At 64.7% G+C, this 21,712-nt stretch carries 24 protein-coding genes; 16 read left to right on the top strand and 8 right to left on the bottom strand.

Features of this window, described 5'->3' with window-relative positions:
- Positions 1-30 precede the first annotated feature (30 nt).
- From QSV46_RS17495 to QSV46_RS17465, 7 genes are all read left to right on the top strand, one after another.
- Positions 31-975: a heme o synthase gene (locus QSV46_RS17495; RefSeq protein WP_314953327.1), complete on the top strand. Its 945-nt coding sequence runs from the start codon at positions 31-33 to the stop codon at positions 973-975.
- Positions 972-1,148, top strand: a complete 177-nt coding sequence (locus tag QSV46_RS17490; RefSeq protein ID WP_200457479.1) for a CoxF protein — start codon at positions 972-974, stop codon at positions 1,146-1,148. Before QSV46_RS17495 ends, QSV46_RS17490 begins: the two co-directional genes overlap by 4 nt.
- 5 nt (positions 1,149-1,153) lie before the next feature.
- Positions 1,154-1,822: a cytochrome c oxidase assembly protein gene (locus tag QSV46_RS17485; RefSeq protein WP_314953321.1), complete on the top strand. Its 669-nt coding sequence runs from the start codon at positions 1,154-1,156 to the stop codon at positions 1,820-1,822.
- Between the two features lie 79 nt (positions 1,823-1,901).
- On the top strand, positions 1,902-2,798 hold the full coding sequence (locus QSV46_RS17480) for a cytochrome c oxidase subunit 3 (RefSeq protein ID WP_314953318.1): 897 nt from the start codon (positions 1,902-1,904) through the stop codon (positions 2,796-2,798).
- 200 nt (positions 2,799-2,998) lie between these two features.
- A complete protein-coding gene (locus QSV46_RS17475; protein WP_314953314.1) occupies positions 2,999-3,400 on the top strand; it encodes a DUF983 domain-containing protein in 402 nt (133 codons plus the stop codon).
- Entirely contained in the window at positions 3,397-4,149 is a 753-nt protein-coding gene (locus QSV46_RS17470; protein WP_314953311.1) for an SURF1 family protein, read from the top strand. The genes QSV46_RS17475 and QSV46_RS17470 overlap by 4 nt, the downstream gene beginning before the upstream one ends.
- Before the next feature lie 115 nt (positions 4,150-4,264).
- On the top strand, positions 4,265-4,630 hold the full coding sequence (locus QSV46_RS17465) for a nuclear transport factor 2 family protein (RefSeq protein WP_314953308.1): 366 nt from the start codon (positions 4,265-4,267) through the stop codon (positions 4,628-4,630).
- On the opposite strand, the gene QSV46_RS17460 is transcribed toward QSV46_RS17465, so the two are convergent.
- Positions 4,627-5,961, bottom strand: a complete 1,335-nt coding sequence (locus QSV46_RS17460; protein WP_314953305.1) for a histidine kinase — start codon at positions 5,959-5,961, stop codon at positions 4,627-4,629. The two genes, QSV46_RS17465 and QSV46_RS17460, sit on opposite strands and share 4 nt — an antisense overlap.
- 86 nt (positions 5,962-6,047) lie before the next feature.
- Here QSV46_RS17460 and QSV46_RS17455 point away from each other — a divergent pair, with 86 nt between their 5' ends.
- The 5 genes from QSV46_RS17455 to QSV46_RS17435 all read left to right on the top strand — a co-directional run bounded on the left by QSV46_RS17455 (position 6,048) and on the right by QSV46_RS17435 (position 11,296).
- The gene (locus QSV46_RS17455; RefSeq protein ID WP_314953302.1) at positions 6,048-6,692 is read left to right on the top strand and encodes a response regulator transcription factor; all 645 of its coding nucleotides are present in this window, start codon (positions 6,048-6,050) and stop codon (positions 6,690-6,692) included.
- Between the two features lie 491 nt (positions 6,693-7,183).
- On the top strand, positions 7,184-8,602 hold the full coding sequence (gene thrC / locus QSV46_RS17450; RefSeq protein WP_314953298.1) for a threonine synthase: 1,419 nt from the start codon (positions 7,184-7,186) through the stop codon (positions 8,600-8,602).
- Positions 8,599-9,888, top strand: a complete 1,290-nt coding sequence (locus QSV46_RS17445; RefSeq protein ID WP_314953295.1) for a pitrilysin family protein — start codon at positions 8,599-8,601, stop codon at positions 9,886-9,888. Before thrC ends, QSV46_RS17445 begins: the two co-directional genes overlap by 4 nt.
- A gap of 38 nt (positions 9,889-9,926) precedes the next feature.
- Entirely contained in the window at positions 9,927-10,514 is a 588-nt protein-coding gene (locus QSV46_RS17440; RefSeq protein WP_011084002.1) for a GNAT family N-acetyltransferase, read from the top strand.
- Between the two features lie 134 nt (positions 10,515-10,648).
- Entirely contained in the window at positions 10,649-11,296 is a 648-nt protein-coding gene (locus QSV46_RS17435) for a hypothetical protein (protein WP_314953281.1), read from the top strand.
- A 214-nt stretch (positions 11,297-11,510) separates the two neighbouring features.
- Here QSV46_RS17435 and QSV46_RS17430 read toward each other — a convergent pair whose 3' ends face one another.
- The 5 genes from QSV46_RS17430 to QSV46_RS17410 form a co-directional block, all read right to left on the bottom strand.
- Entirely contained in the window at positions 11,511-11,996 is a 486-nt protein-coding gene (locus QSV46_RS17430) for an ATP F0F1 synthase subunit B (RefSeq protein WP_314953278.1), read from the bottom strand.
- 5 nt (positions 11,997-12,001) lie between these two features.
- The gene (locus tag QSV46_RS17425) at positions 12,002-12,565 is read right to left on the bottom strand and encodes a F0F1 ATP synthase subunit B (protein ID WP_314953275.1); all 564 of its coding nucleotides are present in this window, start codon (positions 12,563-12,565) and stop codon (positions 12,002-12,004) included.
- Between the two features lie 60 nt (positions 12,566-12,625).
- Positions 12,626-12,856 carry a F0F1 ATP synthase subunit C gene (locus QSV46_RS17420; protein ID WP_007599451.1) on the bottom strand — a complete coding sequence of 77 codons (231 nt, stop codon included), beginning with the start codon at positions 12,854-12,856 and terminating at the stop codon, positions 12,626-12,628.
- A gap of 53 nt (positions 12,857-12,909) precedes the next feature.
- Entirely contained in the window at positions 12,910-13,659 is a 750-nt protein-coding gene (locus QSV46_RS17415; RefSeq protein WP_314953186.1) for a F0F1 ATP synthase subunit A, read from the bottom strand.
- A gap of 111 nt (positions 13,660-13,770) precedes the next feature.
- The gene (locus QSV46_RS17410) at positions 13,771-14,145 is read right to left on the bottom strand and encodes an AtpZ/AtpI family protein (RefSeq protein WP_314953184.1); all 375 of its coding nucleotides are present in this window, start codon (positions 14,143-14,145) and stop codon (positions 13,771-13,773) included.
- A 360-nt stretch (positions 14,146-14,505) separates the two neighbouring features.
- Between QSV46_RS17410 and QSV46_RS17405 the strand changes: the two genes are divergently transcribed.
- Entirely contained in the window at positions 14,506-15,027 is a 522-nt protein-coding gene (locus tag QSV46_RS17405; protein ID WP_314953182.1) for a hypothetical protein, read from the top strand.
- A 37-nt stretch (positions 15,028-15,064) separates the two neighbouring features.
- Complete coding sequence (locus QSV46_RS17400) at positions 15,065-15,538, top strand: secondary thiamine-phosphate synthase enzyme YjbQ (RefSeq protein WP_314953370.1); 474 nt, start codon at positions 15,065-15,067, stop codon at positions 15,536-15,538.
- A gap of 63 nt (positions 15,539-15,601) precedes the next feature.
- Here QSV46_RS17400 and QSV46_RS17395 read toward each other — a convergent pair whose 3' ends face one another.
- On the bottom strand, positions 15,602-17,227 hold the full coding sequence (locus tag QSV46_RS17395) for an MFS transporter (RefSeq protein WP_314953181.1): 1,626 nt from the start codon (positions 17,225-17,227) through the stop codon (positions 15,602-15,604).
- Between the two features lie 344 nt (positions 17,228-17,571).
- On the opposite strand from QSV46_RS17395, the gene QSV46_RS17390 reads away from it, so the two are divergent.
- Positions 17,572-18,243 (top strand): response regulator transcription factor, encoded by a 672-nt coding sequence (locus QSV46_RS17390; RefSeq protein WP_314953179.1) that lies wholly within the window; start codon positions 17,572-17,574, stop codon positions 18,241-18,243.
- 5 nt (positions 18,244-18,248) lie between these two features.
- On the opposite strand, the gene QSV46_RS17385 is transcribed toward QSV46_RS17390, so the two are convergent.
- Positions 18,249-21,089, bottom strand: coding sequence for an ATP-binding protein (locus tag QSV46_RS17385; RefSeq protein WP_314953177.1), 2,841 nt, complete (start codon positions 21,087-21,089; stop codon positions 18,249-18,251).
- A gap of 197 nt (positions 21,090-21,286) precedes the next feature.
- Here QSV46_RS17385 and QSV46_RS17380 point away from each other — a divergent pair, with 197 nt between their 5' ends.
- Entirely contained in the window at positions 21,287-21,706 is a 420-nt protein-coding gene (locus tag QSV46_RS17380; protein WP_314953175.1) for an organic hydroperoxide resistance protein, read from the top strand.
- The last annotated feature ends 6 nt before the right edge of the window (positions 21,707-21,712 follow it).

The raw sequence follows: 21,712 nt of genomic DNA, 5'->3' as shown, positions 1-21,712 counted from the left end.
CGCGGCTCTATAGCGAAGCGAGTTGAATTAGTGTCCGTCCTCGACCAGAACGCCATCGACATCAATCCCCGCATCTCCGAAGCGGAGGTTGGCGACTATCTCGCGCTGCTCAAGCCGCGGGTGATGTCGCTGGTGATCTTCACCGCGCTGGTTGGAATGGCGATGGCGCCCGGCCATTTCCACTGGGTTCTTGCGATCACCTCGCTGCTCTGCATCGCGGTCGGTGCCGGCGCTTCCGGGGCGCTCAACATGGCGCTCGAAGGCGACATCGACTCCAAGATGTCGCGCACGGCGAACCGGCCGATTCCGCGCGGTCGTATCACCCGTCCCGAGGCGATGGCGTTCGGCATGACGCTGGCCTTCTTCTCGGTGATGACGCTCGGCATCCTGGTCAACTGGATCGCGGGCGCGTTGCTCGCCTTCACCATCTTCTTCTACGTCGTGATCTACACGATCGGCCTGAAGCGCTGGACCGCGCAGAACATCGTGATAGGCGGTGCCGCCGGCGCGTTGCCGCCGGTTGTGGCGTGGGCCGCGGTCACAGGCACGGTCGACGTCGAGCCGCTGCTGCTGTTCGCGATCATCTTCTTCTGGACCCCGCCGCACTTCTGGGCGCTGGCGCTGTTCCGCTCCGACGATTACGCCCGCGCCGGCATTCCGATGCTGCCCAACGTCGCCGGTCCCGACGCGACGCGGCTTCAGATCCTGCTCTACACCATCGTGCTGATCGCGGTTGCCGCAGCGCCCTGGGCGCTCGGCTATTTCGACGCCGTCTACGGTGTCGTCTCGCTGATCCTCGGCGCGGGCATGCTGGTGCTCGCGATCAACGTCTATCTACGCCGCGAGCGATCTGCCTCGCTGCGCGCGACCCGCAAGCTGTTTGCTTTCTCCGTCCTGTATCTGTTCGCGCTGTTCGCGACCCTGCTGGCCGAGGTCGTGTACCGGGCGCTTGCTCCGATGGTTGGGGGCGCATGATCGCTGGGATGGCCGACAAACCCGAGCCAGATGGAATCGTCCTCACCGAGGCGCAGAAGAAGAGCCGTCGTCAGCGCTCGATCGCGATCGCGCTCGCGCTCGGCGTGCTCGTTGTGCTGTTCTTCGCCGTCACCATGGTCAAGGGGCCGGCGGTGCTAGTCCGGCCGATGTAGGAAACATGGATCACGAGCCGACCATAGCGCAGGATCAGAGCCTGACGGCCACCAAGGGGCGTCAGTCTCTTAAGGGACGTGGGCCTGTGAAGGGTCTTGGCCGCGATGCGCTGGTCGCCTCGATCTGCGGCGGTGTGGTCGCGCTGATGATCGGCGCATCCTACGCGGCGGTTCCGTTCTACAATTGGTTTTGCCGCGCTACCGGCTTCAATGGCACGACTCAGGTCGCGACTGCGGCACCGGCAGCCGGCCCGATCGCGCGCAAGATCGCGGTGCGTTTCGATTCCAATGTCGCGCCCGGCCTGCCCTGGAAATTCGAGCCGGAGCAGAGCCAGATCGAGGTCAATATCGGCCAGGTCGTGACGGTTTTTTACACGGTGACCAACCAGGCCGCGCGCACCACCGCAGGCCAGGCGGCCTACAATGTCGCGCCGCTGACGGTCGGCTCCTACTTCCAGAAGATCAACTGCTTCTGCTTCACCGAGCAGACCATGGCGCCCGGCGAGAAGCGCGAGATGCCGGTCGTGTTCTATGTCGATCCGTCGGTCGCCGACGATCACGAGAACGATGGGCTGAACACGATCACGTTGTCCTATACGTTCTATCCGGTGCGTGATCCCGTGGTGAAGCCGCTGGCATCGGGCGAAGGCGACAAACGCAAGGGAAATCTCTGATCGCCGGGCTGACGCCCAAGGGATTGGACACAAGGGGATAAGTGCCGGACAGGCACGGGATTGAGGAGAGAGACCGCAAATGGCTACGGCGCACACCAAGCATCACGACTACCACCTGGTCGATCCCTCCCCGTGGCCCGTCGTCGGCTCCATCTCGGCCTTTATCATGGCAGTCGGCGCGATCACCTGGATGCACCACATGTTCTCGGCCGCGCCGATCGTCTTCGGCGTCGGCACCGTCGGCGTGCTCTACACCATGGCGAGCTGGTGGGCCGACGTGATCAAGGAAGCCCAGTACAAGGGCGACCACACCCGCGTCGTGCAGCTCCATCACCGGTACGGCATGATCCTGTTCATCGCCTCCGAGGTGATGTTCTTCGTCGCCTGGTTCTGGGCCTATTTCAACGCGGCGCTGTTCCCGGCCGACGCTGTCCACGCCACCCGGGATGCGGTGTTCGGCTGTGGCCTTGGCACCCAGGCCGGCGCCTGCTCCGTGCCGGGCACCTGGCCGCCGCACGGCATCGAGACCTTCGATCCCTGGCACCTGCCGCTCCTGAACACGTTGATTCTTCTCACCTCCGGCACCACGGTAACCTGGGCGCATCATGCGCTGCTCGAGAACGATCGCCAGGGCCTGAAATACGGCTTGATCCTCACCGTCGTGCTCGGCGCGCTCTTCACCTGCGTGCAGGCTTATGAATACAGCCACGCGGCGTTCTCGTTCGGCGGCAACGTCTATGGCGCGACCTTCTTCATGGCGACCGGCTTCCACGGCTTCCATGTGCTGGTCGGCACCATCTTCCTGCTGGTCTGCCTGTTGCGTGCCTATGCGGGCCATTTCACGCCGACCCAGCACCTCGGCTTCGAGTTCGCCGCCTGGTACTGGCACTTCGTCGACGTGGTCTGGCTGTTCCTGTTCCTCTGCATCTATGTCTGGGGACACGGCGCCGAGACCATGGCCCACGGCGCGCACTGAGCGGCCCTGGATCGATCAGAAAGGGCGGCCGCACGGCCGCCCTTTCGCTTTGCGGCCGCCGCAAGCTCCGCCGGAAACCGTGCTAAAGCGTTTTCGAGCGAAGTGGATACCGGTTCGCGTGAAGAAAATGCGTCAAAACAAGAATCTAGAGCTTCGGTTCTGATTCAATCAGAACCGATAATGCTCTAGAGTCCGTCATCATGAACGACACCGCCGGCACATCCGGGCCCAAGACCACCGTCCTGCAAAGCGCGATGCGCGGACTTGCCTGCAAATGCCCCCGCTGCGGGCAAGGCAAGCTCTACGCGGGCTTTCTGACACTCGCGCCTTCTTGTGACCGCTGCGGCCTCGACTACGCCTTCATCGACAGCGGCGATGGCCCGGCGATCTTCATCATCATGCTGGCCGGCGGAATCGTCGTTGCGTGCGCGCTCGTCGTCGAGGTGAAGTATCAGCCGCCGTATTGGCTGCATGCCGTGCTGTGGCTGCCGTTGATTCTCGCGACCACGCTGGTGCCGTTGCGCGTCATGAAGTCGCTGCTGATCGCGCTGCAATTCCATCATAAGGCGGCACCGGGCCGGCTGGTCGACCGCGCGAAATGAACGAGACGGTCCGCAAGCCCCGCCTGGCCGGCTTCGCGCTGTTCACGCTGTTCCTGACCGCCGTCTTCGTGGCGCTCGGCCTCTGGCAATTGCAGCGCCGGGCCGCCAAGCATGAGCTGGTCGCAGCACTCACGGAGCGTCTCGCCGAGACACCCGTCGCATTACCGCCGCCCTCGCAATGGGCTGCGCTCAATCCCGCGCGCGACGAATTCCGCCGCGTCAGCTTTACCGCGACCTACGCGGCCTCGCCCGATGCGATGGTCTATTCGTCCGGCTCGGCCGTGCGCAAGGACGCCTCAAGCCCCGGCACCTGGGCGTTTCTGCCGGCGCGGCTCCCGAGCGGCGAGACGGTCGTCATCGATGCGGGCTACGTCGAGAACACGATGCAGGACCGCAACGTAGAGGATCGTGCGGTGAAGAAGCTCGTGACCGGGCGACCCGTCATGCTCACCGGCTATCTTCGCTTTCCCGAAGCGCGGGGCTGGCTGACGCCGGCGGAGAGCCGCGACAAGCGGCTCTGGTTCGTGCGCGATCATCTGACGATCGCAGCCACACTCGGCTGGGGCACGGTTGCACCGTTCTACGTCGATCTCGAGCAACCCGTGCCCGAGAACGGCATCCCGCGTCCGGGCCCACTCGACGTGCATCTCAAGGACGATCATTTGCAATACGCCATCACCTGGTTCGCACTCGCAGGCGCGGTGCTGATCGCGTTCGGCGTCTGGGTGAGGGGACGGCACCCGGCTTGAATTGTGCGCAGGTTCCCAGGGAACCCGGTATCGCCCGGGGTTTATTGTTCAGCGCATATTCACGAGGGTGGTCCTAAGCCGCCCGCAAATTTTCGCGGCCAGACAGGATTTTGATGTGAGCGACTTCGACCCGATGGGAATTGTCGTCGACTGGGTGGACGCCTGCCGCAAGGGCGACCTGGCGACGCTGCTCGACCTCCATGCGGACGACGCCCAAGTCGAATGCATGTGTAACGGCTCGCGACACCATCGCGGTCGGCGCGAGCTCGAAACCTACTGGGGACCACGGCTCAGCACCTTCTCGTCGGCGGGCTTTGGCCTGGAGGAGATCCATCCGGTGCCGCATGGCATCGATCTCGAATATTCCGTCGCGAGCTCGCTGCGTATCCGCGTTTCATTTCGCTTCAGTCCGGAAGGCAAGATCTACAGCACCCTGTGCGAGCCGGCGCGACAGACCTCCCATGCCGATGGTGCCTGCTAGCCGGTTGCCGGCTCGCCTCGCGCCGTCGCGACCGGCAGGCGGCAGCGCACATAGGTTCGATCATTCGCGCGCAACAGTGACAGCGACCCACTGAGCGCGCGCACGCGCTCATGCATGCCGGTCAGGCCTCGGCCGAAGACGTTGCCCTCGGGAAAGCCGCCGCCGTCGTCGGAAATCTCCAGACTGAGCACCTCGCCGGCAATCGTCGCCTGCACATGGGCATTGTTCGCCCCGGCGTGGCGCAGCACGTTGGTCAGCGCCTCCTGGATCAGGCGATAAATGGTCTGGGCCAGCGGTCCGTCGATTGCGTTCAGATCAGGATCGATCGTGGCCGTCAGGCCGACATGCGGGGCCTGCCTGCGAAAGTTCTGGAGCAGCGTCTGCACGCTGGTCGCGAGTCCCAATTCCTCGATGTAAAGCGGCCGCAGCCGGTCGAGGATGCGGCGGTTGGTCTGCTGGAGCGCCTCGACTGATCGCATCACCTCCTGCGCCGGCTTGCCAAGATTTCCCTGCGAGGCCTCGCTCAGCGCGATCGTGCCGGCGCGGATGCCGAACAGCAGCGGTCCGAGCTCGTCATGCAGCTCGCGCGCGAGGTCGCGCCGCTCGTCGTCCTGGAGCGACACCAGGCGATGCAACAGGTCGCGATTGTCCTGGCTCAGTTGCGCCAGCGTGGTGGCGAGCGCATTGGCCTCTTCGCAACTTTGCCGGATTTCCGGCGGTCCTGCGACCGGGATCGGCGTTGCGTAGTCGCCGCCCCGTAACCGCGTGAGCCCGTCGCCGAGATCCTCCAGGGGGCGTAGCGCCGAGCCTGCAAGGACATGAGCAATGATCGCCGTCAGTCCCATGAAGACGAGGACGAAGCCGGCCAGCGCGAGAAAACCAACCCACGTCTCGAACAGTGCAGCCGACAGATCGGGCGTGAACACGATGTCACCGGCGCGCTGGCCGTCAATCGTAACCGGAAATGCGATATGCAGGTCCGGGATGGTGAGGAGATTGACGAACCATGCCGGCGGGCCATGCGGACCTTGCAGAGGCCTTGGCGCAAGCGGGGGCGAACCAGCTTCCGCAGAACGGAATTGGATATTCGAAGATGCGTCCAGCATCCGGACGAAGTCGTCCAATGTCCTGCGCGGGTTCCCGGACGACCGCAGGGCGCTGTTCAGGGCCTCGGCCACCGCCCGGGTCGATCGCCGCGTCGGCTCGTTCTCTTCGGCGAGCTGGCCGGTCGTGAAGGCGTGCAGCAGGACGCCGCCCATGATCAGGGCGGTGACGAACATCACGCCGAGCGGGAGGAACAATTGCGTTCTGAACGAGAGTCGTTGCCACATTAGGTCAATTCTAACGCGCATTGGCCGGATTCTCTCTTTCCATTTGTTCCCGCAGGTCTATGAGTTGAAAAACAAGAGAGCGCGCGATGCAAGATACCGCCAGGCCGGCGACCAAGGTTCTGATCGTCGATGACCATCCCGTGGTGCTGTCCGGTTGCCGCACCCTATTCGCGTCCGACCATTCGATCCGTATCGACGAGGCGACCGACGCCAAATCGGGGCATCGCGCCTATGTCAGCAAGCGGCCCGACGTCACCGTGATCGACATCAGTCTGCCTGACGTCTCCGGGTTCGAGCTGATGCGGCGGATCCGCAAGGACGACCCCGGCGCCAAGATCATCATGTTCAGCATGAACGACGATCCCGCTTTCGTGGTACGGGCGGTCGAGCTGGGCGCGCAGGGTTATGTCTCCAAGGGCGACGATCCCCGGATTCTGCTCAAGGCTGTGCGCAAGGTGGTCGCGGGCGACAATTTCATCTCGCCGCAGCTCGCGGAAGCCGTGACGTTCTCCGGTGCAGCGATCAAGGCCAATCCGGCCTCGCAGATGACGCCGCGGGAGCTCGAAATTCTCCGCCTGCTCGGCCGCGGCGACAAGATCGTCGAGGTCGCCGAAGCGCTGGGGATCTCCTACAAGACCGTCGCCAATACCACGTCACTGCTCAAGCAGAAGCTTGGCGCCAAGAATCATTCCGACCTGATCAGGATCGCGGTGGAAATCGGGATGAGCTGACGCCCGGTACGGTCGGCCGGGCGCCGAACCGGCTGCTGCCGACACCATCCTCGGGCACAATAAGCGGAGCTACCCTTCGTTCCGTGGTTGTCCGAGGGCTCGGGAACAAATGGCAATGTGATGCGGGAGATCGCGCAGATGGAGCCGCGAAGGCTGAAGCATGTCGGGAAAAATAGGAACATCTTCCCGGGTTCGTCGTTTTCGCCCCTGACGATTTCGTGACGGGCGCCGAGAACTTGGCCGACGGTTATAGCGGGTCGGCGACCCGGATGAGGCAAACTGGTCTGCACATATCAACGACAGGCCTTCCAAGAGAGGGGCTGCGGTATCGCCGCAGCCCTTTTTCGTTGGGCCGGGCCCAGGCGGGAAGCGGTTTCCCGATGCCGCAAAACACTTTATGGTGGCCCAAAGCCTCTGGCTGTTAACAAGTAGTTTCATAAAATCAAAGGCTTACGGTCTGGCTCAAGCCCGATCGGCCTTTGGAGGGCAGTTTGACTCGTTATATCTCGACCCGGGGCGAGGCCCCCGAACTCGGCTTCTGCGACGTGATGCTGACCGGGCTTGCCCGCGACGGCGGCCTGTATGTGCCGGCCACCTGGCCGCAGCTCTCGACCGAGGCCATCGCCGGCTTTTTCGGCCGCCCCTATTGGGAAGTCGCGGTCGACGTGATCCATCCCTTCGTCGGCGGCGAGATTTCGGACGCCGACCTCGGGCGCATGGCGAACGAGGCCTATGCCACGTTCCGCCATCCGGCGGTGGTGCCGCTGCGCCAGATGACGCCGCATCAATTCGTGCTGGAGCTGTTCCACGGCCCGACGCTCGCCTTCAAGGACGTGGCGATGCAGCTGATCTCGCGGCTGATGGACCACGTGCTCGCCAAGCGCGGCCAGCGCACCACCATCGTGGTCGCGACGTCCGGCGACACTGGCGGCGCTGCAGTCGAAGCCTTCGCCGGGCTCGAGAACGTCGATCTGATCGTGCTGTTCCCGCACGGCCGCATCTCCGAGGTGCAGCGGCGGATGATGACCTCGACAGGCGCTGCCAATGTTCATGCGCTCGCCGTCGAGGGCAATTTCGACGACTGCCAAGCACTCGTGAAGGGGATGTTCAACAACCATCGCTTCCGCGATATCACCTCGCTCTCCGGCGTCAATTCCATCAACTGGGCGCGCATCGTCGCCCAGGTGGTCTACTACTTCACCTCCGCCGTGGCCGTCGGTGCGCCGGCACGCAAGGTGGATTTCGTCGTGCCGACCGGGAATTTCGGCGACATCTTCGCCGGCTATGTCGCCAAGCGCATGGGCCTGCCGGTGCGCACGTTGCGCATCGCCGCCAACGTCAACGACATCCTGGCGCGCACGCTCAAGACCGGGATCTACGAGGTGCGGGAGGTGCATGCCACCGCGTCACCGTCGATGGATATCCAGATCTCCTCGAATTTCGAGCGGCTGCTGTTCGAGGCCGGCCGGCGCGATGCGGCCGGTGTGCGCCGTCTGATGGAGCAGCTGAAGCAATCGGGGCGCTTCGTGCTGCCCGATGCAACGCTGGCGGCAATCCGCGAGGAGTTCGACGCGGGCCGCGCCGACGAGACCGAAACGGCCGCCGCGATCCGTGCGGCCCGGCGTGAGGCAGGCGAACTGGTCGATCCCCATACCGCAGTTGCGCTCGCCGTCGCCGACCGCGACACCACCGACACGACGGTGCCCAGCATCGTGCTGTCCACCGCCCATCCCGCCAAATTCCCCGACGCGGTCGAAGCGGCCTGCGGCCAGCGGCCGCAACTGCCGGCCTGGCTCGACGGTCTCATGACCAAATCCGAACACATCAAGGTGATGAAGAACGACCAGGCCGAGGTCGAGCGGTTCGTGCTGTCGGTCAGCCGCGCCGCGAAACAGGGAGTTGCCGGATGAGTGTCGAGATTTCTAAGCTTGCCTCCGGCCTGACCGTCGTCACTGATAAAATGCCCCATCTCGAGACCGCGGCGCTCGGCGTCTGGGCCGGCGTCGGCGGACGCGACGAGAAGCCGAACGAGCACGGCATCTCGCATCTGCTCGAGCACATGGCGTTCAAGGGCACGACAAAGCGCTCCTCGCGCGAGATCGTCGAGGAGATCGAGGCGGTCGGCGGCGACCTCAATGCCGGCACCTCGACCGAGACCACGTCCTATTACGCGCGGGTGCTGAAGGCCGACGTGCCGCTCGCACTCGACGTGCTCGCCGACATCCTGGCCAATCCCGCCTTCGAGCCCGACGAGCTCGAGCGCGAGAAGAACGTCATCGTGCAGGAGATCGGCGCCGCGCAGGACACGCCGGACGACGTCGTGTTCGAGCATCTCAACGAGCTCTGTTATCCCGACCAGCCGATGGGCCGCTCGCTGCTCGGCACCGCCAAGACCTTGCGCGCCTTCAACCGCGACATGCTGCGCGGCTACCTGTCGACGCATTATCGCGGCCCCGACATGGTCGTGGCAGCGGCAGGCGCGGTCGATCACAAGCAAGTGGTCGCCGAGGTCGAGCAGCGCTTTGCGAGTTTCGAGGGAACGCCGGGCCCGAAGCCGCAAACCGCCCAGTTCGGCAAGGGCGGCACCAAGGTGGTGCATCGCGAGCTCGAGCAGGCGCACCTGACGCTGGCGCTGGAAGGCGTGCCGCAGAACGATCTGTCGCTGTTCTCGCTCCAGGTCTTCACCAATATCCTCGGCGGCGGGATGTCGTCGCGGCTGTTCCAGGAGGTGCGTGAGAAGCGCGGGCTCTGCTATTCGATCTACTCGTTCCACGCCCCCTATACCGACACCGGCTTCTTCGGCCTCTACACCGGTACCGATCCGGCCGACGCGCCGGAGATGATGGAGGTCGTGGTCGACATCATGAATGATTCGGTGGAGACGCTGACCGAAGCCGAGATCGCGCGGGCCAAGGCGCAGATGAAGGCCGGCCTGCTGATGGCGCTGGAGAGCTGTTCCTCCCGCGCCGAGCAGCTCGCCCGGCATGTGCTGGCCTATGGCCGGCCGCAGACGGTCGAGGAGCTGGTGGCCCGGATCGACGCCGTCAGCGTCGAATCGACCCGGGATGCGGCGCGTGCACTGCTTTCGCGGAGCCGGCCTGCGGTTGTCGCATTAGGCAGCGGCAGGGGTCTGGACACGGCGGTGTCTTTTGCGGAAGGATTGACCCGGGCACGTGCCAAGGCGCGGCTGCATTAGGAGCCGCGCACGGGCTGACCCGCCCCGGAAGCATCGCCATGGCCCTGTTTCGCCTGCCATCCAGTGGACCCGCCGCCCTCGCGCCGCGCGGCAACGGGCTTTTGCTGCGCGCGCCGCAGATGTCGGACTTCTTGCAGTGGGCGCATTTGCGCGAGTCGAGCCGCGACTACCTGACGCCCTGGGAGCCGATCTGGCCGTCGGACGATCTGACCAGGTCCGGCTTCCGCCGCCGCCTGCGCCGCTATTCCGAGGACATCGCGGCGGATCGCTCCTATCCCTTTCTGATCTTCCGCGAACTCGATGGCGCCATGGTCGGCGGCATCACGCTCGCCAATGTCCGGCGCGGCATCGTGCAGGCGGGCACCATCGGCTATTGGGTCGGCCAGCCCCATGCCCATCGCGGCTACATGACGGCCGCGCTGCGGGTGCTGCTGCCGACGCTGTTCGGCGAGCTCAACCTGCACCGGGTCGAGGCCGCCTGCATTCCCACCAATGCGCCGTCGATCCGGGTGCTGGAGAAGTGCGGCTTCTCCCGCGAGGGGCTTGCGCGCCGCTATCTCTGCATCAACGGGGTCTGGCAGGACCATTTGCTGTTCGGCCTGCTGCACGAGGATTTCCGCGGCTGAGCCTGTCGATTCGTGCGGCCATGTCTCTGTCGTCCTGCCTTATTTGCTTGCCTTGGGTTCGCCGGTTTTGGCGATATAACGCGGCAGGGCCGGCCGGCGATCGGCTGGGATGTTGTCATGGAGTATGGGCGTTGATGGTAAAGGAGTTTCGATCACTGCGGAATGTGCTGCGGCAGGGGCCGGTGATCGTCGTGGCGCTCTCGGTGTCGCTTGGGGCCGTCTCGCCGGCCTCGGCGCAGTCGCTGGGCGACCGCTTCAAGAGCCTGTTCGGCGGCAAGTCCGAAGAGCCCAAGCCAGCGCCTGCGCCGGGCCAGCCGGCCGCAGATGACGACGTCGATTGCCCGCAGGTCACGGTGCGCGCCGGGGCCTCGACCTACGCGGTCGGCGCCACCGGCAAGCCGGCCGTCGGCAACGAGATCCGCTTCCAGGCCACCATCACCAAGATGGCGCGTGAATGCTCCCGCAACGGCGGCGATATCATGGCTCGGATCGGCATCCAGGGTCGCGTCATCGCCGGTCCCGCCGGTGCGCCTGCGACCGTCGAGGTGCCGCTGCGCATTGCCGTGGTGCAGGGCGGCGTCGGCGAGAAGGTGATCGCCTCCAAGGCCTACCGGACCACGGTCGAGATGTCGGAGGGCGGCAGCGTGCCCTTCACCTTCGTTGCCGAGGATCTAGCCTATCCGATGCCCTCGGCCAAGGTCGCCGATTCCTACATCTTCTATGTCGGCTTCGATCCGCAGGCGCTCTCGCCCGAGCCGAAAGCAAGAGGGAAGAAGAAATAGGTCGGTCTCGTGCCCCGGACGCGGCGCAGCGCGTAGCGGTGCGACGCAGAGCCGGGGCCTATGTTGCGGTCAGCGTTATCGGGTGAGGCCTAGGTCCCGGCTCTGCGGAGCAGCGTTGCACGCTGCGCCGCGTCCGGGACACGAGAAGGAGCCCGAAAAACAAAAAAGCCGGCGCTCATCGCGCCGGCTTTTTGATTGGTGAAGGCGAAATCCCTCAGTTCAGCTTCTGCCGGACCTCGGTGATGCCCTTGGCGAGCAGATCGTCGGCGATCTGGCCCTTGACCGACTGCGACAGGATCGTGGAGGCGGCCTGGACGGCGGCTTCCGCGGCCGCGGCGCGGACATCGGCCAGCGCCTGGGCCTCGGCGAGCGCGATCTTGCCCTCCGCGGTCTTGGTCCTGCGGGCGACGAAGTCTTCCATCTTCGCCTTGGCCTCGGTCGCGATGCGCTCGGCTTCGGACTTGGCGTTGGCGATGATGTCGGCAGCTTCGCGCTCCGCCGTGGCACTGCGCGCCTTGTAGTCGGCGAGCACCTTGGCCGCTTCCTGCTTGAGGCGCGTCGCGTCGTCGAGTTCGGCCTTGATGCGGGCGGCGCGATGATCGAGCGCCGTCATCGCCGACCTGAAGACCCCGAGATAGCCGAACACGACCATCAGGATCACGAAGGCGATGGCGACCCAGGTTTCAGGATCGAAGAACATCTCGACTAACCTTTCAGAGACGCATCGACCGCGGCATTGACCGACACAGCGTCGGGAACGACGCCGGTGAGCTGCTGCACGATCGAACCTGCCGCATCGGCCGCGATGCCGCGGACGTTGCTCATGGCGGCGGTGCGGGTCGAGGCGATGGTCTTCTCCGCCTCGGCGAGCTTGGTCGCCAATTGTTCTTCCAGCGCCTTGCGCTCGGCGTCCGCCTGCGCATTCGCCTTATCGCGGGATTCGTTGCCGATCGCCTGCGCGCGCGAGCGCGCCGCAGCGAGCTCGCTTTCATAGGCCTTCAGCGCCGCTTCGGACTGGTCCTTCAGCTTCTGCGCTTCGGCGAGGTCGCCCTCGATCTTGTTCTGACGCGCCTCGATCGCACCGCCGACACGCGGCAGAGCGAGCTTGGACACGATCACGTAAAGCGCGACGAAGAAAATCGCGAGCCACACCAGCTGCGAAGCATAGGTGCTGCTCTCGAACGGCGGAAAACCGCCACCGTGACCGCCTTCGGCCCCCGTGTGGGCGCCCGCCGCCGGACTTTTCGCCCCGCCATGACTTTCAGCCATGGATTACTCCTGTTGCCGTCATGCGCGCCGCTTCGGTTGAAGCGGCGCGAAACTTCGTCCTCAGAGCGGAACGAACAGCAGCAGCAGCGCGATCAGCAGCGAGAAAATGCCGAGCGCTTCGGTCACGGCGAAGCCGAAGATCAGATTGCCGAACTGGCCCTGAGCCGCCGACGGGTTGCGAACGGCCGCGGCGAGATAGTTGCCGAAGATCACGCCCACGCCGACGCCCGCACCGCCCATGCCGATGCATGCGATGCCCGCGCCGATAAGTTTTGCTGCTGCCGGATCCATTTTAGACTCCTTGGAAGAAAGATTGGGTTTTGGGTGGAAATTCCCCGGACTGCTCAGTGTCCCGGATGAATGGCGTCGTTGAGGTAGATACAGGTCAGGATCGCGAACACGTAGGCCTGGAGGAACGCGACCAGAATCTCGAGTGCGTACAACGCGACCGTGAGCGCCAGCGGCAGCACGCCGCCGACCCAGCCCAGCGCACCGAGCGAGAAGCCGAGCATGGCGACGAAGCCCGCGAACACCTTCAGCGCGATATGGCCGGCCAGCATGTTGGCGAAGAGACGGACGCTGTGGGAGACCGGCCGCAGGAAGAACGACAGGATCTCGATGAACATCACCAGCGGCAGGATGTAGATGGGGACGCCGTGGGGAACGAAGATCTTGAAGAATTTCAGGCCGTTCTTGTAGAGGCCGTAGATCAGGACCGTGAAGAAGACCAGCAGCGCGAGCGCCGCGGTGACGATCAGATGGCTCGAGATCGTGAAGGTGTAGGGGATGATGCCGACCAGGTTCGAGACGCAGATGAACATGAACAGCGAGAAGATCAGCGGGAAGAACTTCATGCCTTCCGCGCCGGCCGTCGAACGGATGGTCGAGGCGACGAATTCGTAGGAAATCTCGGCGACCGACTGGAGGCGCCCGGGGACTAGCTGGGTGCCGCTGGCGAGCATCAGGAGCGAGATGATCGCGACCGCCACCAGCATGTAGAGCGACGAATTGGTGAAGGCGATCGTGTGGTTGCCGATATGGCCCAGGGTGAAGAGAGGCTCGATGTTGAACTGGTGGATCGGGTCGATTTTCATCAGCGCGGCATCTCTTGGTCTGCCGGGCGATGCCGGCGGGTCTCGGTCTGCCGGCCGGGCCGGCCCGTACCGGCGAAGGCCGGCACGATCAGTTCCTCTCCTGTGGATCGGCTAAGAACCACCGCGCCTGTTTTGACCCGCGCCCGCCGTTCTCACCACGTTCACCACGCCGGCGACGAAGCCCAGCAGCAGGAACACGATGAATCCGAAAGGCGACGTCGACAGCAAGCGGTCGAACCCCCAGCCAATCCCCGCTCCGACAACGACCCCGGCGACCAACTCCGATGATAACCGGAAACCAAGCGCCATCGCCGAAGCTCTGGCCGCTCTGTCTTCGCCGTCACCTGCGGGTTGCTCGGTCTTGATGTGGCGGCCGCGAAACTCGGACAACCGCTGATCAAGATTTCCGAGCCGTTCGGAAAGCGCAGCTTCCTCGGACGATCTATCGCGATCTCCATTCTCGCCGTGTCCCGTGCCCTGTGTCATGCAACGAAGACCCGAAACGCCGCGGCTGAATGGAAATTACGCCCGCCACCCTCAAAAGCCGCGCGGACCATACTGATGGCCCATAATCAAGTCAAGCCAAGTCACGATTGTGTCGATTTCCATTATGTAACTGATTTATTTGATGATATTGGCGCGCGCGGCAGCGCTGCACACAGCGTGACGCCGCACCGCAGCAGCTCTCATCATGATCGGCGAATACGACCGCCATTTCGCCCTGCTGACGGGATCAAAGGGATTGCCGCGATGTTTGATGTCGGATGCGTGTTTTGGGCGGCAGATTGCCTCCCGGGGTGTAGAATTGAGAAGAGACGCCACAGAAGCGCCATGGCGGAGAGCGCGATGAGACCAGCGAATTCACCCACAGCATCATGGCTTGCAGCGGCGGTATTTGCCGCGGTGACGACCTTCGGCGGCGGCCTCGTTGCCGCACAGTCCGCCCCCGACAGCGAAAACGGACGCTACAGCATGACGCCGATCCCGGAAGGCGTGCTGCGGCTCGATACCCGCACCGGCACCGTGTCGACCTGCACCAGGAACGGCGCCGGCTGGGCCTGCTACGCGGTGCCCGACGAACGGACCGCGCTCGACGCCGAGATCGGCCGGCTTCAGGCCGAGGTCGAGAAGCTGAAGGGGCAGCTCGCGGCCGGTCCGACCGCATCGGGCAAGGTCGACGAGGCGCTGCCGAAAGCCGATTCATTGAAGAAGGCGGAGCCGAAGGTTGCCGAGGGCGAGCGCAAGATCGAGATTCCGCTGCCGAGCGACCAGGATGTCGATCGCGTCATGTCCTTCCTGGAAAAGGCGTGGCGCCGGCTGATCGACATGGCCAATCGCGTGCAGAAGGACGTGTCGGGGAAGATCTAGTCCGTGGCGAGATGGTGTTCGAATTGAGAGAGTGATGATGACATCAGCCAAATCGATCTCGCGCTCGGCGCCATCGTCAGTACAAGCCACCACCATCGCGTCGTCCCTGCTTACCGTGCAGACGCCGGGGCGCGGCTTCACCGATCTCACGGCTGAAATCGCGAAATTTGTCGATGAGGTCCACGCCGATGACGGTGCGCTGACGCTGTTCATCCGCCACACCTCGGCCTCGCTGACGATCCAGGAAAATGCTGATCCATCCGTGCTGGTCGATCTCACCACGGCACTGTCGCGGCTCGCGCCGGAGAATGCCGGGTGGACCCACGACACCGAGGGACCGGATGACATGCCGGCGCACGTCAAGACCATGCTGACCCAAACTTCGCTTCAGGTCCCGGTCCTGAACGGCAAGCTCGCGCTCGGCACCTGGCAGGCGATCTACCTGATCGAGCATCGCAACCGCCCGCACCGGCGCGAGGTCGTGCTGCAATTCGTCGGCAGTCATCAATAGGGATAAAATAAAACCGGCCGCGAAAGACGCGGCCGGTTCGTGTTGGTCGATCGGTGCGTTCGATCAGGTCGCCTTGATGTCGACGTCCTTGGTCTCGGGCAGGAAGAACAAGCCGATCACGACGGTAATCGATGCGAAGATGACCGGATACCAGAGACCCGCATAGATATCGCCCGTGGAGGCCACGATGGCGAACGCTGTTGCGGGCAACAGGCCGCCGAACCAGCCGTTGCCGATGTGGTAGGGCAGCGACATCGAGGTGTAGCGGATGCGGGTCGGGAACAGTTCAACCAGCATCGCGGCGATCGGGCCGTACACCATGGTGACGAAGAGCACCAGGACGAACAGCAGCCCGATGACCGCCGCCACCTGCGGACGGAAGATGTCGAACGGATTCGACATCTTCACGATGCCTGCGTCGCCGGGCTTCGGATAGCCGGCCGCCTGCACCGCTGCGAGCAGCGCCGGATTGCCGTCCTTGGCGTTGGCGTAGGCAACGTCCTTGCCGTTGACCACCACCTTCACGCCGGAGCCGGCCGGGCCGGGAGAGGTCGAGTACTTGACCGACGATTGCGACAGATAGGCACGGGCGGTGTCGCAAGGCGCGGTGAAGACGCGGGTGCCGACCGGATTGAACAGGTCTCCGCAACCCGTGGGATCCGCCACTACGTCGACCTTGACCGACTCGATCGCCTTTTCCAGCGCCGGGTTGGCGTTGGTGGTGATCATCTTGAAGATCGGGAAGAAGGTCAGCGCGGCGATCAGGCAGCCGCCGAGGATGATCGGCTTGCGGCCGATCTTGTCGGAGAGCATGCCGAACACGATGAAGAAGCCGGTGCCGAGCAGCAGCGACCAGGCGATCAAGAGGTTGGCGGTATAGCCGTCGACCTTCAGGATCGATTGCAGGAAGAACAGCGCGTAGAACTGGCCGGTGTACCAGACCACGCCCTGGCCCATCACGCCGCCGAGCAGCGCGAGCAGCACGAGCTTGCCGTTCTGCCAGTTGCCGAAGGCTTCCGTCAGCGGCGCCTTCGAGCTCTTCCCCTCGTCCTTCATCTTCTGGAAGATCGGCGATTCGTTGAGGCGGAGCCGGATCCAGACCGAGATGCCGAGCAGCAGCACCGAGACCAGGAACGGAATGCGCCAGCCCCAGGCCGCGAAATCGGTTTCGCCGAGAGCGGAGCGCGTGAACAGGATCACCAGCAGCGACAGGAACAGGCCGAGCGTTGCGGTGGTCTGGATGAAGGAGGTGTAATAGCCGCGCTTGCCGTTCGGCGCATGCTCCGCGACATAGGTCGCGGCACCGCCATACTCGCCGCCGAGCGCGAGGCCCTGGGCGAGGCGCAGCGCGATCAGGATGATCGGGGCCGCGATCCCGATCGTCGCCGCGTTGGGCAGCAAGCCGACGATGAAGGTCGACAGACCCATGATCAGGATGGTGACGAGGAAGGTGTATTTGCGGCCGACGATGTCGCCGACGCGGCCGAACACGATCGCACCGAACGGACGCACCAGGAAGCCCGCGGCAAACGCCAGCAGCGCGAAGATGTCGCGGGTGGCCGGGGGATAGGCCGAAAAGAACTGCGCGCCGATGATGCCGGCCAGCGAACCGTAGAGGTAAAAGTCGTACCACTCGAACACGGTACCGAGCGAGGAGGCGAGAATGACGAACCGTTCGTCCTTCGTCATCCCTCCCGCGCCTGTTTGAGACACAGCCATTGTGGACATGTTGAGTCGCTCCCCGAAAAATCGTTTCCTCGCGCCCTAGATGTCCGGTCATGCCGGATCGACCCAGGCCTTGCCTGCAAGGTAACATCGGCGTGAAACCCGCCCCAATACGACTTTCGGCCTTGCGCACTGACGCGCACCTGAACACCGCATATCCTGGACCGGGCGTCGCGGCCTCCACCTGCGGGTTAACCCCGTTCCCGCAAAGGGATAATGTCCACTTGCATGCCACGGCTGGTCGGGAAAGAATTGACCGAGGTCCCGGGCCGGCCTACTGGCCCGGTGCGATTGCCAGCAAGAGAACGATGAACGCTCCTTCGACCCATCTCGTCATTGCCGATGACCATCCCCTCTTCCGCGACGCGTTGCGGCAGGCGGTGGCGGGCGTCCTGCCCTCGGCCAGGATCGACGAGGCCGGATCGTTTGAGGATCTGACGAAACTGCTGGAACAGACCTCCGACGTCGATCTGGTCCTGCTCGACCTGTCGATGCCCGGGATCTCCGGCTTTTCCGGCCTGATCTATCTGCGTGCGCAGTATCCGGCCATTCCGGTCGTGATCGTCTCGGCCTCCGACGACAGCGCCACAATCCGCCGTTCGCTCGACTTCGGTGCCTCCGGCTTCATCCCCAAGCGATTCGGCGTCGAGACGTTGCGCGACGCCATCCTCAAGGTGATGGAGGGCGACGTCTGGGTTCCCGCTGACACCGACCTGTCGGCCGCCACCGACCCCGACATGACGAAGCTGCGCGACCGGCTGGTCACGCTGACGCCGCAACAGGTCCGGGTCTTGATGATGCTGTCGGAGGGGCTGCTCAACAAGCAGATCGCCTATGAGCTCGGCGTCTCCGAGGCCACCATCAAGGCGCATGTCTCGGCGATCCTGCAAAAGCTGGGCGTCGAGAGCCGCACGCAAGCGGTGATCGCCGCGGCGAAGATCGCCGGCGGGCAGTGGAGGCAGGGCACCCCGACCGGGTGAGCCGCTTACAACTCCTCCAGCAGCCTGTTGGCGCTCGCGATATCCGCGGTCCCGGAGCCCTCGGCAAAGCCTTCGAGCGCCGATCGAAGCCGCCGTTTCGCTTCCTCACGCCGGCCGCGTTCGGCCAGCAATCCGGCGAGATCCATCGCGGCCCGCAGTTTCCAGGCTTTGGCGCCTTTGCGACGGCTCAATTCCAGTGCTTGCACGAAGTGGGCTTCTGCTTGATCAGTCTCTGCCTGCGGCCGAGCCAGGAGAACCCTGCCTTTCATGCGCAGCAGCTCGGGCAGGTAGAGGTGATCGCCGCTTTGCTCGACGAGGCGGATCGCATCGTCGATCAGGCGGGCACCCTGCTCGATTTGTCCAAGCGCCAATAAGCCCTGAACCAGCGCGATGTTGAATGTCGTGGTGAGCAGCTCATAGCCGGCCTCGTGGAGCTCGCGGAGACAGGCTTTGATCGTCTCGACGCCGGCAGCGGCCTCGCCGCGCCGGATCGCCAGCTCGCCTTTGACGCCGCGACCGACTGCGAGATAAGGGCCCATCGAGCGCGATTCGGCATGGGCGATGAAGCGATCGATGTTCTGATCTGCCGCGTCGATGTCTCCGCTCCAGAGATCGATCGAGACCGCCCAGATCAGTGCGATGCAGAGCGTGATCGGGTGGTCCATCTGCGCGGCCTCGGTGACCGTCTGCCGCGCCAGTTGCCGCGCATCGGCGGGACGACCCTGCAGCCAAAGCTCACGCGCCAGCGAGATGCCGGCCCGGTTGCGGTGATCGAAGCCATGGACGGTGCTGATCCGCTCGGTGCCCGGCCCGTGCCAGGCGGCCTCCAGCAGCTTCACTGCGTCGCGATGCTCGCCGGCCAGATGCAGCGAGACACCCAGCAGCGAATGGGCGAGGGCGAGCGAGGCGGCATCGCCGAGCGCCTCGGCAACCGCAAGACTCTGCTGCGCATAGCCGAGCGCAGCGTCGAACTCTCCCATCCGTTCGTGGAAGATGTGCATGCGGCCAAGCAGCTGGAGCTGGTTCGGTGCATCGCCGCGCGCCTCGGCGATCGCAAGGCTTCTCTTCAAGGCGGCACGCGCCGCTTCGCTGCCGCCGCGCGTGAACATCAAGGTCAGTCCGAGCGCAGCCTGGATGTGCATTTCCTCGGCGCTGCCCCGTGCGCACCGATCGATCGCAAGCAGCGCCCGTTCAGACCAGCGCCGGCATTCGATCAGCAGCGACATGGCGAGAAAGATGGGAGCGGCCGCAGCTGCGAGTGCAACGCCGATGGCGGTATCGCCGTTCGCGCCAAAGCACCAGTCCAGTGCGGCGCGCACGTTGTGAAGCGCGGAGAAATGGATCGCGCGCTCATCGGCGCTCGGCACCGTCGCCCATGTCGTGCCGGCCTGTTCCAGCCATCGCCGGTAGTAGGTCGCATGGCGGGCGGCGAGCGCCGCGTCGTCAGGCTTGATCTCGAGCAGATAGGCGCGCGTCGTGTCGAGCAGACGGTAACGCATCATGGCACCGATCGGCCGCGGCGCGACCATCGATTTGGCGACGAGGCCGTCGATCGCGTCGAACAGGCGGGATCGATCGAGGTGCTCGTCCGGTACGACCTCGAATGCGGCGTCGATAGTGAAGTGGCCGGCGAAGACTGCAAGCCGGCGCAGCACGAGGCGCTCGGTGTCGGACAGGAGCCGGTAGCTCCAGTCCAGCGTCGCCTGCAAGGTCTTCTGGCGCGGTGGGGCGGTGCGCTGACCCTGCCAAAGCAGACTGAGACGCGCGTCGAGCAGCGCGGCCGTTTGCTCCAGGCCAAAAGCTTCGACACGGCTCGCGGCGAGCTCGATCGCCAGCGCCATGCCGTCGAGCTTGCGGCAGATCCCGGCGACGATCGCGGCATTGCCATCGTCCAGCGCGATCTGTGCGCCGCCGGCTGCCGCCCGTTCGAGAAACAGTTGAAGCGCGGGATAGGTCCGGGCGGCCGCCGCCGTCAGTTCCGCACTGTCAGGGGGGACGGAAAGCGGCGCCAGCCGGTAGACCTGCTCGCCTTCGACGCGCAGGGCCTCGCGGCTCGTGGCGAGGATATGGACATGCGGCGCGGCGTGGAAGATCTCCGCGGCCAGAGGAGCCGCAGCGGCGATGACGTGCTCGCAATTGTCGAGAATAAGCAGCATCCGCTTGTCGCGTAGATGCGCGAGCAGCGCGGGCAGGGGATCGTCGGTTTGCGCCGGCAGGCCGAGCATCAGCAGGATCGAGGTGATCACGAGATCGGGATCGCTCAGGGCAGCAAGATCAACAAAGTGCGCGGCATCGGAGAACGTCTCGAGCAGGTCGTGCGCGATCGCGACCGCAACGGCGGTCTTGCCGACGCCGCCAGGGCCGGTGATCGTCACGAAGCGTGAGGTGATGAGCCTGTCCGAGACGGCGGCGACGGCGTCGTCGCGTCCGACCATCCGTTGCAGCCGGTTCGGCAGTTTCACGGGCGGCAAGTCTATCCGCGGTGCAGGGCGCCGCGCTGCGGGGATCTCCGTTCGCGAGATCGGCGCCACGAAGCAATAGCCGCGTCCCGAGAGCGTCGTGATGTAGCGGGCGCCGTCCTTGCCGTCGCCGAGTGCCTTGCGAAGGGCTGCGACGTGAAAGCGCAGATTGGCTTCCTCGACCGTCGTGCCGGGCCAGACCAGCGCCATCAGATCCCGCTTGCTGACGACTTCGTTCGGCCGCGACATCAGCGCGATCAGCGTGTCGAAGGCCTTTGAGCCGAGCGCAAGCGCGATTCCATCGCGCGTCACGAGTCTTTCATGCGGCGTCACTGTGAATGGCCCGAACGATAATGTTCCCGTTGCGGTGCCGGCCGGCTCGGTCATGGCGGAATCGTGGTCCTTTCGAGCGGATCGGATAGCCAGATGCTGACGATCCGGCAAGACCGTCGCCGCATCGGCATCAGACCGCACATGCAGGCCCGTGAGGCGTTGTAAACCGAGACCTCACAACTTCTCACAACTCCAAACGGGTCTCCTGCGGCGGCCGCTGCTAGTCATTGTGCGACGGCAAGGAGACCTTCATGATGCCAGCGGCAAAACTGCTCTACACGGCCAAGACCCACACCAGCGGCGGGCGACAGGACGGCATATCGCGCAGCTCCGACGGTCGCCTCGACGTCAGGCTGTCGCCGCCGGGCGGCACCGGCGGCGGTACCAATCCCGAGCAATTGTTCGCGGCCGGCTGGTCAGCATGTTTCGAGGGCGCGATGGAGATCGCGGCCCGCAAGCGGAAGATCGACCTTCCCAGGAAGTGCGTGATCGATGCGGAGATCGACCTCGTGCTCGACGAGGGCGCCTATTCCCTGAGAGCACGCCTCAACGTGAGTCTGCCTGGCCTCGATCGCGAAATCGCGCGCGGCATCCTCGATGATGCGCACCAGACCTGCCCATATTCCAAAGCCGTCCGCGGCAACATCGAGGTCACGGTCGCGCTGATCTGACCCGCC

Origin of the sequence: Bradyrhizobium cosmicum (assembly GCF_032290525.1) — a bacterium.
GTDB lineage: Bacteria > Pseudomonadota > Alphaproteobacteria > Rhizobiales > Xanthobacteraceae > Bradyrhizobium > Bradyrhizobium cosmicum_A.
The sequence above is the reverse complement of the archived record's forward strand: the minus strand, read 5'-3'. Positions and strand labels throughout refer to the sequence as shown.

Coding starts and splice junctions, on each gene's coding strand:
- QSV46_RS17490 (WP_200457479.1), top strand. CDS start 972: ATGATCGCTGGGATGGCCGACAAACCCGAGCCAGATGGAATCGTCCTC.
- QSV46_RS17485 (WP_314953321.1), top strand. CDS start 1,154: ATGGATCACGAGCCGACCATAGCGCAGGATCAGAGCCTGACGGCCACC.
- QSV46_RS17480 (WP_314953318.1), top strand. CDS start 1,902: ATGGCTACGGCGCACACCAAGCATCACGACTACCACCTGGTCGATCCC.
- QSV46_RS17475 (WP_314953314.1), top strand. CDS start 2,999: ATGAACGACACCGCCGGCACATCCGGGCCCAAGACCACCGTCCTGCAA.
- QSV46_RS17470 (WP_314953311.1), top strand. CDS start 3,397: ATGAACGAGACGGTCCGCAAGCCCCGCCTGGCCGGCTTCGCGCTGTTC.
- QSV46_RS17460 (WP_314953305.1), bottom strand. CDS start 5,961: ATGTGGCAACGACTCTCGTTCAGAACGCAATTGTTCCTCCCGCTCGGC.
- QSV46_RS17455 (WP_314953302.1), top strand. CDS start 6,048: ATGCAAGATACCGCCAGGCCGGCGACCAAGGTTCTGATCGTCGATGAC.
- QSV46_RS17445 (WP_314953295.1), top strand. CDS start 8,599: ATGAGTGTCGAGATTTCTAAGCTTGCCTCCGGCCTGACCGTCGTCACT.
- QSV46_RS17440 (WP_011084002.1), top strand. CDS start 9,927: ATGGCCCTGTTTCGCCTGCCATCCAGTGGACCCGCCGCCCTCGCGCCG.
- QSV46_RS17435 (WP_314953281.1), top strand. CDS start 10,649: ATGGTAAAGGAGTTTCGATCACTGCGGAATGTGCTGCGGCAGGGGCCG.
- QSV46_RS17430 (WP_314953278.1), bottom strand. CDS start 11,996: ATGTTCTTCGATCCTGAAACCTGGGTCGCCATCGCCTTCGTGATCCTG.
- QSV46_RS17425 (WP_314953275.1), bottom strand. CDS start 12,565: ATGGCTGAAAGTCATGGCGGGGCGAAAAGTCCGGCGGCGGGCGCCCAC.
- QSV46_RS17420 (WP_007599451.1), bottom strand. CDS start 12,856: ATGGATCCGGCAGCAGCAAAACTTATCGGCGCGGGCATCGCATGCATC.
- QSV46_RS17415 (WP_314953186.1), bottom strand. CDS start 13,659: ATGAAAATCGACCCGATCCACCAGTTCAACATCGAGCCTCTCTTCACC.
- QSV46_RS17410 (WP_314953184.1), bottom strand. CDS start 14,145: ATGACACAGGGCACGGGACACGGCGAGAATGGAGATCGCGATAGATCG.
- QSV46_RS17405 (WP_314953182.1), top strand. CDS start 14,506: ATGAGACCAGCGAATTCACCCACAGCATCATGGCTTGCAGCGGCGGTA.
- QSV46_RS17400 (WP_314953370.1), top strand. CDS start 15,065: ATGACATCAGCCAAATCGATCTCGCGCTCGGCGCCATCGTCAGTACAA.
- QSV46_RS17395 (WP_314953181.1), bottom strand. CDS start 17,227: ATGACGAAGGACGAACGGTTCGTCATTCTCGCCTCCTCGCTCGGTACC.
- QSV46_RS17390 (WP_314953179.1), top strand. CDS start 17,572: ATGAACGCTCCTTCGACCCATCTCGTCATTGCCGATGACCATCCCCTC.
- QSV46_RS17385 (WP_314953177.1), bottom strand. CDS start 21,089: ATGACCGAGCCGGCCGGCACCGCAACGGGAACATTATCGTTCGGGCCA.
- QSV46_RS17380 (WP_314953175.1), top strand. CDS start 21,287: ATGATGCCAGCGGCAAAACTGCTCTACACGGCCAAGACCCACACCAGC.